The 11,999-nt window shown below is 56.9% G+C and carries 9 protein-coding genes and 3 pseudogenes; 5 read left to right on the top strand and 7 right to left on the bottom strand.

Going from position 1 to position 11,999, the window contains the following annotated elements:
• Positions 1–263: 263 nt before the first annotated feature.
• Positions 264–1,232, top strand: a pseudogene (locus AC6I8M_RS20680) (polysaccharide deacetylase family protein).
• 14 nt (positions 1,233–1,246) lie between these two features.
• Here the strand turns inward: AC6I8M_RS20680 and rfaC are convergent.
• The 3 genes from rfaC to rfaD are packed head-to-tail and all read right to left on the bottom strand — an operon-like array spanning position 1,247 to position 4,211.
• Positions 1,247–2,215 carry a lipopolysaccharide heptosyltransferase RfaC gene (gene rfaC, locus AC6I8M_RS20675; protein ID WP_010616505.1) on the bottom strand — a complete coding sequence of 323 codons (969 nt, stop codon included), beginning with the start codon at positions 2,213–2,215 and terminating at the stop codon, positions 1,247–1,249.
• A 2-nt stretch (positions 2,216–2,217) separates the two neighbouring features.
• On the bottom strand, positions 2,218–3,261 hold the full coding sequence (rfaF, locus tag AC6I8M_RS20670; protein ID WP_010616506.1) for an ADP-heptose--LPS heptosyltransferase RfaF: 1,044 nt from the start codon (positions 3,259–3,261) through the stop codon (positions 2,218–2,220).
• A gap of 17 nt (positions 3,262–3,278) precedes the next feature.
• Positions 3,279–4,211 carry an ADP-glyceromanno-heptose 6-epimerase gene (rfaD, locus tag AC6I8M_RS20665; RefSeq protein ID WP_010616507.1) on the bottom strand — a complete coding sequence of 311 codons (933 nt, stop codon included), beginning with the start codon at positions 4,209–4,211 and terminating at the stop codon, positions 3,279–3,281.
• Between the two features lie 231 nt (positions 4,212–4,442).
• Here rfaD and AC6I8M_RS20660 point away from each other — a divergent pair.
• A pseudogene (locus AC6I8M_RS20660) lies at positions 4,443–5,642 on the top strand (glycine C-acetyltransferase).
• Positions 5,639–6,652 (top strand): L-threonine 3-dehydrogenase, encoded by a 1,014-nt coding sequence (gene tdh / locus AC6I8M_RS20655; RefSeq protein ID WP_498013593.1) that lies wholly within the window; start codon positions 5,639–5,641, stop codon positions 6,650–6,652. Before AC6I8M_RS20660 ends, tdh begins: the two are co-directional and overlap by 4 nt.
• 30 nt (positions 6,653–6,682) lie before the next feature.
• Here tdh and AC6I8M_RS20650 read toward each other — a convergent pair whose 3' ends face one another.
• The 4 genes and pseudogenes from AC6I8M_RS20650 to envC form a co-directional block, all read right to left on the bottom strand.
• Positions 6,683–7,594: a hypothetical protein gene (locus tag AC6I8M_RS20650; protein ID WP_010616514.1), complete on the bottom strand. Its 912-nt coding sequence runs from the start codon at positions 7,592–7,594 to the stop codon at positions 6,683–6,685.
• Positions 7,587–8,816, bottom strand: coding sequence for a glycosyltransferase (locus AC6I8M_RS20645; protein ID WP_010616515.1), 1,230 nt, complete (start codon positions 8,814–8,816; stop codon positions 7,587–7,589). The genes AC6I8M_RS20650 and AC6I8M_RS20645 overlap by 8 nt, the downstream gene beginning before the upstream one ends.
• Before the next feature lie 67 nt (positions 8,817–8,883).
• Positions 8,884–9,792 (bottom strand): divergent polysaccharide deacetylase family protein, encoded by a 909-nt coding sequence (locus AC6I8M_RS20640; RefSeq protein WP_022548528.1) that lies wholly within the window; start codon positions 9,790–9,792, stop codon positions 8,884–8,886.
• Positions 9,793–11,030, bottom strand: a pseudogene (gene envC, locus AC6I8M_RS20635) (murein hydrolase activator EnvC).
• Positions 11,031–11,279: 249 nt separating this feature from the next.
• On the opposite strand from envC, the gene AC6I8M_RS20630 reads away from it, so the two are divergent.
• Together AC6I8M_RS20630 and grxC are read left to right on the top strand one after the other, a co-directional pair.
• Positions 11,280–11,711, top strand: coding sequence for a rhodanese-like domain-containing protein (locus tag AC6I8M_RS20630; protein ID WP_010616517.1), 432 nt, complete (start codon positions 11,280–11,282; stop codon positions 11,709–11,711).
• A 19-nt stretch (positions 11,712–11,730) separates the two neighbouring features.
• Positions 11,731–11,985, top strand: coding sequence for a glutaredoxin 3 (gene grxC / locus AC6I8M_RS20625; protein WP_010616518.1), 255 nt, complete (start codon positions 11,731–11,733; stop codon positions 11,983–11,985).
• Positions 11,986–11,999: the final 14 nt, after the last annotated feature.

Genomic DNA, 11,999 nt, shown 5'->3' with positions numbered 1-11,999 from the left:
AGACTTAGCTGCTATCATTCCCGGTGCTATCAGGACTTAATATAAGAAAATTCAATTAATTATTTTTATGGCCAGGTAATTTTACACGAACGTGCGCTCGGTTAATTGCTAAAATTCAGGCCAGTGAAGAGTTTAAATTATTCTAGTTTAACTAATCTTATACCGCTATCGACTTCCCCCTGAACCCGCATGGGAAAAGTTTGCGCCCGTCAGGAGCGTTGCGTACCATAGCGATTATAACACTGTAATTCACCGGATAAGTTATGGAAAAACCTGCCTTTTTAATTACCCTTGATACCGAAGGGGATAACCTGTGGCGCAATCGCAGCGGCAAGGTCACTACCTATAACGTCCGGTTTTTACCGCGCTTCCAGGCGCTGTGTGAGAAATACGGTTTTAAACCGACCTAGCTGACCAACTATGAGATGGCCAGTGACCCGGCTTATGTCGAGTTCGGGCGCGATCTGCTGGCGCGCGGTCAGGGCGAAATCGGTATGCATTTACATGGCTGGTACAGTCCACCTGAATATGCGCTGACCGACGATGAGTGGCGTTACCAACCTTATCTGATTGAATATCCGGAAAACGTCCTGCGCGATAACGTCAACTTTATGACCGATCTGCTGGAGAACGCTTTTCAGCGTAAAACGACCAGCCACCGCGCCGGCCGCTGGGCATTCAATGAAGTGTACGCCCGCGCCTTGATCGATCAGGGCTATCTGGTTGACTGCTCGGTTACGCCGCGCGTGAGCTGGCGTAATGCGCAGGGTGCACCGCAGGGACAGGGCGGAACGGATTACAGCCATTTCCCCGATCGTGCTTATTTCCTCGATGAACAGGATATTTCCAGGCCGGGCGATAGTCCGCTGCTGGAACTGCCGATGAGCATTCAGTATCGCTATTGCACGTTCACCAATCAGCTCAAAAAAGTGTGGAATGGCATCCGCGGCAGGCAGCGTGGCCCTTCAGTGAACTGGCTGCGTCCGGTGGTGAGGGGAAATCTGGCCCAGATGAAACAGGTGGCAGAACAGACGCTCGCACAGGGCAACGACTATGTGGAGTTCATGCTGCATTCATCCGAATTTATGCCAGATGGCAGCCCCACGTTTAAAACGGAGGCTGATATTGAACGCCTTTATGACGATCTGGAAGGCCTGTTCAGCTGGCTGGCGACCCGGACGCAGGGCATGACGCTCACGGAATTTGCCCTGCTGAAGCAACAGCAGCGCTAAGCCGCCAAATCGCGTTACAGCGCGATCTCAGCCAGCATGGCCATCACGTCGTCAGGCTGAATGTCTGCCATGCTGCTGCCCTGAGCGGGCCGTAACGCATGCTGATTCCTGCCGTAGCCACCAATCAGACCCGGGTCAGTCGGGCCGAACAGGGTGATGTTGGGGCGATCCAGCGCGGCGGTCAGATGGCTCAAACCGGTATCCACCGAGACCACCGCACGGGCGCCCGCCAGCTGCTGCGCCACCTGCTCCAGCGTCAGCTTCGGCAACACCTCTGCATGATCAAACCCTTCAGCCAGCCGCTGCGCGCGCTGGTGCTCGTGTTCGGCGCCCCACGGCAGCCTGACGCGCAGGCCAGTGGGCTGAACCCGCGCGATGAGCTGGCGCCAGTGATCTTCCGGCCAGTGTTTGTTGTCGCGCGTCGTGGCGTGCAGAAACACCAAGTACGGTTGGCTATCCTGCGGTTGTGCCGCGAGAAAATGACCGGCAATGGCATAGTCGCCCTGCGTGGCCGGTTTTTCGTAGCCCAGACTTTTCGCGAACAGTTCGCGCGTGCGTTCCACGGCGTGCTGCTGCTTGCTAATCTCATGACGCTTGTCATACCACCAACTGGCGAACGGTTCGCGTACGCTGCGGCTGTCCTGACCATGTTTGATGCCTTTGGCGAGGCGCGTCACAAGCGCGGCGATTTTAATCAGCCCCTGGGCATCAATCACCACGTCGTACTGACGTGATTGCAGCTCGAGTTTGAATTGCACGCGCTCTTCGCGCTGCTGGCTGCCAAACCAGTATTTGCGCCAGCGACGAATCGCCACCGGCAGGACTTTGTCAACGGCCGGATGCCAGCCGGGGATCTGCGCAAAATTCTCTTCCACCACCCAGCCGAAGCGAATGCCGGGAGTCGCCTGCATCGCATCGGTCAGCGCCGGCAACGTGTGCAGCACATCACCCATCGACGAGGTTTTAACAATCAAAACGTGCATGGTTACTCCTGCACCGGATGCAGTAACTCGTTGAGTTCCTGATGCACGCGTGCCGGTTGAATATCAATCAGGCTCTGGTGATAGCCCTCTGCGGCATCGCCTTTGCGCACTTTGTGGTAGCCAGTAATCAGGCGAATGATGCGCGCCTGATGGGACAGCGGCGGCGTGAAGTCCGGGCTGCTCGGGCCATACAGCGCCACCAGCGGCCGGTTGAGCGCGGCGGCAATGTGCATCAGTCCGGAATCATTGCTGACGACCGCAGCACAGTGGGCGATCAGAATCACCGCCTGCTCCAGCTGCGTTTCGCCCGCCAGATTGCGGCAGTGCGCGCGTGCCGTGTCCGGCAGCGCCTGCAGGATCGCCTCGCCGGTTTCCCGATCTTTAGCCGAGCCAAACAGCAGCACCTGATAGCCTTCAGCAATCAGCTGTGCCGCCAGCGCGGCGTAGTGATAGTGCGGCCAGCGCTTCGCGGGACCAAACTCGGCGCCGGGGCAAAAGCCGATGGCCGGGCGATCGGCCGACAGCGCAAACTGCGCCGCGGTCATGCGTTTTTCATCGTCGTCGACGCGCAGCTGCGGCCACAACAGCGGCTGCGGCAACTGTGCTGCCGCCGCAACCGGCTGGTCATAGCCCAGTGCCACATAGCGCTCCACCATTAAGGGAAACGCGGCTTTGTCCAGCACCCGCACGTAATTCAGCACGCCATAGCGCATTTCGCCGCGCCAGCCGATCCGGCGTTTGATGCCGGCAAAAAACGGCACCAGCGCCGATTTAAACGAGTTTGGCAGCACATAGGCGCGATCGTAACCGCTGGCCTGCAGCGCTTTGCCCAAGCGACGGCGCTCACCCAGCGCCAGCACACCGTGGCCAAGCGGCATCGCCAGCGCATGATTCACTTCCGGCATGCGTGACAGCAGCGGCCGACACCAGGCCGGCGCCATCACATCAATTACCGCCTCCGGGTGCGCCTGTTTCAGCGTGCGATAGAGACTTTGCGACATCATCATATCGCCGACCCAAGAGGGACCAATAACCAGAATTTTCATCGCCGGTGCCGGTTTCCTTATGCGTGACGGTTCAGCCAAGCCATATATTCGCCCACGCCCTGGGCAACGGTTTTAAACGGTTTGTCATAGCCCGCGGCGCGCAGTTTGCTGAGATCCGCCTGAGTAAAGGCCTGGTAGCGTCCTTTCAGTTTGTCCGGGAACGGGATGTATTCGATCTGGCCTTGCTGGTGGAACTTCAGCACGGCATCCGCCACTTCCTGGAAAGATTCGGCGCTGCCGGTACCACAGTTATAGATGCCGGATACGCCGTTTTCCCAGCACCACAGATTGACTGCCACCACATCATCGACATGGATGAAGTCACGACGGAAGCTGTCGCTGCCCTCGAACAGCTTAGGATTTTCACAGTTGCTGATCTGCGTATTGAGGTGGAACGCAACGCTCGCCATGCTGCCTTTATGGCCTTCACGCGGCCCGTACACATTGAAATAGCGGAAGCCGCACACCGGCGAATCCGCTTCCGGCAGAATCTGGCGTACATAGTGGTCGAACAGCATTTTTGAGTAGCCGTACACGTTGAGCGGCTGCTCGTACTGGCGCTCTTCAATGAAGTTCTCGTTACGCCCGCCATAGGTGGCGGCCGATGAGGCATACAGGAACGGAATTTCACGTTCGAGGCAGAAGTGCAGCAGATCTTTTGAGTACTGATAGTTATTGTCCATCATGTACTTACCGTCCCACTTGGTGGTGGCTGAACAGGCACCTTCATGGAACACCGCTTCAATCGGACCCAGATCTTCACCCGACATGATGTAGGTGAGGAACTCCTCTTTATCCATGTAATCCGCGATGTCCAGATCCGCGAGGTTCACGAATTTGGTGCCATCTTTCAGATTATCCACCACCAGGATATCGGTATGACCGCGATCGTTGAGTGCTTTCACAATGTTGCTGCCAATCATGCCTGCGCCGCCGGTTACGATAATCATATGCTTTGCCTTTAAACAGTTGGGGTGAAACAGGAGGTTTCACGCACGAATACCTAACATCATAACATTTCAGCCCAATGCGGACAGCCAGATGACGCCGATCGCGCTGCACAAATCCTGTGCGCCGCGTGAACTATGCTGCAAAATGGAGATTTCCCTGGCTGAATTGTCGTCCATTCGCTTTTCGATCAGTAAGATGTGCCAAAATTTTGCTATCTGAGGAGCAGAATCATGTCCGATCAGTTCTATTCACAAATCCGGCAACAGCTTGAGACAACGCGGCAGGACGGATTGTTCAAACAGGAGCGCACCCTGACCTCGGCGCAGCAGGCGGAAATCAACGTCGCCAATAGCCCGCCGGTGATCAACTTCTGCGCCAATAACTATCTCGGCCTTGCTAACCATCCGGCGCTGATTCAGGCCGCCAAAGACGGTATGGAGGCATGGCGTCGGTGCGTTTTATCTGCGGCACGCAGGACAGCCATCAGCTGCTGGAGCGCCGGCTGGCCGAGTTCCTCGGCATGGAAGAGGCCATCCTGTTCTCCTCATGCTTCGACGCCAACGGCGGGCTGTTTGAGACCCTGCTGGGCGCGGAAGACGCGATTATCTCGGATGCGCTCAACCATGCGTCGATCATCGACGGCATCCGCCTGTGCAAAGCCCAGCGCTATCGTTACGCTAACAATGATATGGGTGAGCTGCGCGCGCGCCTGCAGGAGGCCCGCGACAAGGGGGCGCGCCATCTGCTGATTGCCACCGACGGCGTGTTCTCAATGGATGGCGTGATCGCTAACCTGCAGGGCATTTGCGACCTGACCGATGAGTTTAATGCGCTGGTGATGGTGGATGACTCGCACGCGGTGGGCTTTGTCGGCGCAAGCGGACGCGGCACGCATGAATACTGCGTGCGTGATGGATCGCGTGGATATCCTGACCGGCACGCTGGGTAAAGCGCTGGGTGGCGCGTCCGGCTGTTACGTGGCGGCGAAACGCGAGGTGGTTGAATGGCTGCGTCAGCGCTCGCGTCCTTATCTGTTCTCCAACTCGCTGGCACCGGCGATTGTGGCCGCGTCGCTGCGCGTGCTGGATCTGCTGAACGAAGGCGATGGCCTGCGGCAGCGGCTGTGGGAAAACGCCCGCTTCTTCCGGGAAAAAATGACCGCCGCTGGCTTTACGCTGGCCGGTGCCGATCACGCCATCATTCCGGTGATGCTGGGCGATGCCAAAGTGGCGCAGCAGTTTGCCAGTCTGCTCCAGCAGGAAGGCATCTACGTTACCGGCTTCTTCTATCCGGTGGTGCCGCAGGGCCAGGCGCGCATTCGCACGCAGATTTCTGCCGGCCACACCCAGGCGCAGCTGGAGCACGCGGTGGCGGCCTTCACGCGCATCGGACACCAGTTAGGGGTTATCACTGCAGGAGCCAACGGATGAAAGCACTGGCTAAACTGAAAGCGGAAGAGGGGATCTGGATGGTGCACGACGCGCCGGTGCCGGAGCCCGGTCATAACGATTTGCTTATTAAAATCCGCAAAACCGCCATTTGTGGCACCGATGTGCATATCTATAACTGGGACGACTGGTCGCGCAAAACCATTCCGGTGCCGATGATCACCGGTCACGAATACGTTGGTGAAGTGGTCGGCATCGGTCAGGAAGTGAAGGGTTTCGCCATCGGCGATCGCGTATCGGGCGAAGGTCACATCACTTGTGGCCACTGCCGCAACTGTCGCGCCGGCCGTACCCATTTATGCCGTAATACCGTGGGTGTCGGGGTTAATCGTCAGGGCTGCTTCGCCGAATATCTGGTGATCCCGGCGTTTAACGCGTTCAAAATTCCCGACAATATTTCCGACGAGCTGGCGGCGATTTTCGATCCGTTCGGTAACGCGGTGCATACCGCGCTCTCGTTTGATCTGGTGGGAGAAGATGTGCTGATCTCCGGTGCCGGACCGATTGGCATTATGGCGGCAGCGGTGTGTAAGCACGTGGGCGCGCGTAATGTGGTGATCACTGACATCAATGAGTATCGCCTCGGGCTGGCGCGTGAAATGGGCGTGACGTGCGCGGTCAACGTGGCGCAGCAAAATCTGCGCGAGGGGATGACCGAAGGATTTGATGTCGGACTGGAGATGTCCGACGCGCCGCCGGCGTTTCGTACCATGCTGGAGACCATGAATCACGGCGGACGCATTGCGCTGCTGGGAATTCCGCCGGGTGAGATGTCGATTGACTGGAATCAGGTCATCTTCAAGGGGCTGTATATCAAGGGGATTTACGGCCGTGAGATGTTTGAAACCTGGTACAAAATGGCCGCGCTGATTCAGTCCGGCCTCGATCTGACGCCGATCATCACGCATCGCTATCACATCGACGACTTCCAGCAGGGCTTCGACGAGATGCGTTCCGGGCGTTCAGGCAAAGTGGTGCTGAGCTGGGATTAAACGACACACCGGCCTGCGGGCCGGTGACGCTCAGGATTGCTGTTTTTCCGCATCGGTCAGATAACGCACCTTACGTGTGTAGTCCTGACCTTTAAAGCTCAGCGGCTGGTGTGGATCCTGCAAATATTTTTGCCATTCACTTAAGGGGAAGCCGCCATGCGCGCCAATCACCTGCGGTGGAATCACGGCCGACTGACCGCCAATGCGTTTCGACACCGGCCAGTTAGCCCATTCGCCCAGATTGACCGTGCGGATATCCAGCAGGTCGAGCAGGGCAGCGAGCGGTAGCTGATCGGTTGGCGGCTGGTCGTCGTTCATCAATTCCCAGGTATCATTAAATAACGTCAGCCACAGCGGGCAAATACGCTGCCATGTGCGACGGGAGGCCGCCAGATAGGCGCCATTCACGTGTTCCTGCAAATAAGGGCGAACGGTGTGGTGGTAATAAGCCGGAATATGTTCTTCCGGCGCGCCGGCCAGCTTGGCGATCATCTTGCCCTGACGGAAGCTGCTGTACAGATGATGCTCACGCATCGCAATATCCGGCGTTTTTAATAAATTGAGATCGGAATCGATCATCAATATGCCTTCACCGGTCGCCTGCAATGGTGCCTGAAGTTTAATCAGGCGGCTGCGGTAGATCTGTTTATAGCGGTAATTTTCTTCACGAAACGGCACCTCCAGCGTCACCACGCGCACTCTTGCCGGTAAAGGCGGAAAAGCGCTGGAAGGCTGATCGCTGACGATGACAATTTCGCTGATGGTGTCGGCGCAGCGGCTGGCAAAATAAGCGCTGAGCACCGCTTCTTCAATGTAATCAGCGCCGGTACAGGGAATGACTACAGAACTGACGGCAAGGGTGCCCTGCGCATCCGCCTGCGTGGCGGGAATGTTGTGGCGCGAGAGAATATAGCGGCGGTGTTTATTTAAAAAATCAAACATGCTTTTTTCTCTCCATGACGTTTTCCAGAATGTTTTCCACGCCCGACACGTAATGTTCAATGCTGTAGCGCTCGCGCACCCGGGCGGCAGCGGCGGCGATTAAACGCTGGCGCAGCGCAGTATCCTGCCACAGCGCGCTAAGATGCTGGCTAAGCTGTTGCGTATTGCCATAGTCAAACAGTAAACCGGTCTCGCCGTGTTGAATTAATTCCGACGTACCGACGACATTCGAACCTATCACCGCCGTATTCACCAGCATCGCTTCCAGCACCACGCGCGGCAGCCCTTCACTGGCTGAGGCGAGAATAAACGTATCGAATGCCGCCAGATAATCCAGCGCGTTATTTTGAAAGCCGGTAAAAATAACCTGCGCGGCAATACCCTCTTTTTGCGCCAGCTGCTGTAAGTGCTGCTGCTCCGGGCCGGCACCGACGATCACCATTTTCCATTTAGCGGCAGGATGCGCGCGGCTGAATTCACCTAGCGCCTGCAAAATATGATGGTTGGATTTACGCGCAATCAGGGAACCGATGGAGCCGAAAATAAAGGTATCCGCGGGATAATCAAAGCGCTGACGCACTGCTTCACGCACCGGCAGCGGCTGATGAATATCGATAGCGTTGGATACGGTAAAGCAGCGCTGCGCATCAACACCGCTTTTGCTCAGGGTGCGGTGTACGCCCTGTGACACGGCAATCACCGCATCACAATGCCGATTAATCATGTTGACCAGCGCATTATTGAGTAACGGGTCAATGCGGCAGTGCTGAATTAACGCCACGTGAGTCTGTTCAGCTGCGAGATAGCCTTCAACGTTGGTGCTGGGCTGATTATTCATGTACAGGGCATCATAGCTGCTGTCGCGTAAAATCGTCGCGATTTGGCGGGCGTTAGGCTGCATGCGCCACTGGCGATCGATCCGGTCGATGGCGCTTTTTTTCATCGCGCGGTTAAAAAACAGCAGGGTGCGCAGCAACTCTTTCGTGATTTTTGCCCAGAGCGGCTGGCGGCGCTGCGCAATAAATATCACCGGAATGCCGATCGCGTCTAATACCGATGCAATCGTCTCCTGATTGCCACGCGCATAATTCTGATAAAAGCAGCAGGTGATAGCGAAACGCTGGCGATCGATGCGCTTGAGTAATTCCAGCATGCTGTTGGTGCCGCCGCCCCATTCGCGCCCGGTATCCAGCAGCAGAATTTTCTTTCCGGTTGACGTCATCTGTTCCGATATCCTTGTGCGGAAAAGGTGTGGCGTTAAATAAGGCGCAGCACGCTGCGCCTGATAATCAGAATAGCTGTTTAAGCGACTGCACGAGTGGACTGCCGTTAATGCTCTCTGTCACCACCTCCACCGCACGACTCTGCGGTACGTGTGGCAGTGGCTGGCCTGGCTTACACACGCCAGGCGCACGGAACACCGGGGTGCGCGGTTTCACCGGCGTACTGGCCGGAGGCGTAGCGCCCTGGCGCAGCGGTTCGTTGAGCAACTGGCTGGGGCGGACGAGAGTGATATCGCCCGGTAGCGTCGGCAACATCTGCTGCAACACCCGTACCGTGGTGGGATGCGGATGGCCAATGGAGATGGCGTAGCCGTCACGCTGTGCCAGCTTCACTGCGCGGGTGAACTGGGTGCGAATCGCCGATTCATTCTGGCTGTCATCAAGAAATACCCGTCGCTTCAGGACTTTGACCTGCGTGCCCTGTGCGGCCGGGACCGACTGGCTGTTGCCAATGGTCATGCTATCGAGAAAGTAGTAGTTGTAGTGATTGAGCACCTGCATCACTTTCTGCATGCCGGGCAGGCTGGAGGTCATTTTGCTGCCCATGTGGTTGTTCAGGCCGACAGCATACGGCACTTTGTTGCTGGCGTCACGCACGATGCGCGCGATCTCTTCGCTGCTCATCTTCGGCGTTAACGTATCCTTCTCCAGCGGCTGTTTGCTCAGCGGTGCCATCGGCAGGTGAATCAGAACCTCATGACCGCCCTGATGCGCTTTGGTTGCCATATCACGCGCATGAGGGGCATTGGGCAACACCGCCACAGAAATCGCGGCGGGCATCTGCAGCACTTTATTTTCTTCAGCCGGGTGGTAGCCGAAGTCGTCAATGACGATAGCCAGTTTTCCCGCATGGGCGGCAAAGGTGAAAAACAGCACGCACAGGGCGGCGCTAAGCTTTTGGGGCTGAAACAACACTTATCTTCCTAACCACGGCAGTGGGTTGACGGCCTGTCCCTGACGACGAATTTCAAAGTAGAGAGAGGGCGTGCCGCGGCCGCCGCTGGTGCCCACGAGGGCGATAGGCTGTCCTGCCTTCACCTGCGCACCGACGTGCTCTGATTGTAGCCATAAAGGCTCATATCGCCTTTACCGTGTTCGACGACCACAACCAGGCAGTAGCCTTGCAGCCAGTCGGCCATCAGCACGCGACCATCAGCAATGGCTTTGACTTCAGTGCCTTCCGGGGCATCAATCACCAGACCTTTCCAGCGCAGTTCGCCCTGCATTGCTTCACCAAAGCGATGTTCAATGCGACCGCGCACTGGCCAGATGGCTTGTCCGCCCGGCCGGCCAAGGCCGCCGGTGCGCGCCATCAGCTCGCGCTCGCTTTGCGTAGGGGAATAGCTGGAGCCTTTGGCTTTTGCCTGGGCCTGACGCTGGCGCACTTTTTCCGCCTCGCGCGCTTCGCGTTGCGCCCGTTCGCGCGCCTCACGTTCGGCTTTGGCGATTTTGTCCTGCAGGCGGCTTTCGTTCTGGCGCATCTCGACCAGATCGACCTGGTCTTTCTCCAGCGCGCTCTCCAGCGCTGACAGCGTTTTCTTGCGTGCGGCGCTGGCGGTTTCCAGCTTGTTCTGCTGCTCCTGCTTGCCCTGCAGCGCCTGACGCTGCTGCGCCAGCTCCTGCTGAGTCTGCCTGAGATCGTCGATATTTTTCTGCCGGGCGGCATTGAGGTAGCCAAAATAGGCCAGAATGCGTTCGCTGCGCTGCGCTTCTTCACCGCCGAGCAGGAGCTGTACGCCGTTGTGCTGGCCCTGACGAAACGCGGCATCCAGCTGCTGCGCCTGCTGCTTTTCCAGCCGGGCAATCGCGGCGGTGGTTTGGGCGATTTCGCCGTTCAGCGCGCTCAGGCTGTTGCGGGTTTCACTCAGCTGGCGACTGGCTTGGGCAATCACTTTTTCCTGACTCTGCCGCTGATCGAGCAGCTTACTGCGCTGCAGCTTCTGCGCTTTGACGCTTTTCTCTTTTTCGGCGATGTCCTGCTGAATGGACTTTAGCTGCGTTTTGCTGTCATCGGCGCTATGCGCGGCGACGGGCAGCAGCAACGCACCCGCACAAAGCAGGCTGAGGGAGATATGGGACCAGCGAAATGACAACGGAGATGCCGGGTCGTTGTAACGGGTCCTTGTGTGTGTAACGGTCTCTTTTCCCTTCATAGTCGATAATTATTCCACGATGAACAGCCGCTTACCAGTTATCCCGGCCGGGTTTTGCTTTACGAAAGATGTCGGCCACAGCTTACCGGGATAAAGATTGTCACAATTTTGTGATTAGAACACTTTTTTTGGAAAATGACGCACAAATCGTAACTCTGCCCGCTTCGCGACTGTACATGCGAAGTGGCGCAGGTATACTCAGAACCCTTGTTTTAGCTTATTAGCCCCGGTCTGGAGTCGTTACCCCTCATGCAAGAAATTATGCAGTTTGCAAGCAATCACCCCATCCTTAGTCTGGCATGGGTCGCTTTACTTATTCTGGTGATTGTAACCACCGTTAAAGGCATGTTCTCTAAGATAAAAACCATCAGCCGTGGTGAAGCAACCCACCTGATCAACAAAGAGGACGCGGTGGTGGTAGACGTTCGTTCACGCGACGACTATCGCAAAGGACACATTTCAGGGGCTATTAACATCGCCGCAGCCGATATCAAAAAAGGCAGCTTCGGCGAGCTGGAAAAGCACAAGTCGCAGCCCATAATTGTGGTATGCGCCACCGGCCAGAGCGCCGCAGAACCGGCAGCCACCCTTAGCGCAGCCGGTTTTGACAAAGTGACCGTGCTGAAAGATGGTGTGAGCGGCTGGAGTGGCGAAAACCTGCCGCTGGTTCGCGGTAAATAACTTCCTGAGGTATCACCGCATGGCTAATGTTGAGATTTACACCAAAGTGACCTGTCCTTACTGCCACCGGGCGAAGGCGTTGCTGGATCAAAAAGGTGTGTCATACCAGGAGATTCCCATTGATGGGGACGCGGTAAAGCGCGAAGAGATGATCAAACGCAGCGGCCGCACCACGGTGCCACAGATCTTTATTGACGCGCAGCACATTGGCGGCTGTGACGATCTCTACGCGCTGGACGGGCGTCAGGGACTCGATCCCTTGCTCCGCGCATAACATTTTCGACCGAC

This window comes from Type-A symbiont of Plautia stali, assembly GCF_059731155.1.
This window is presented reverse-complemented; position numbering and strand designations above follow the sequence as displayed.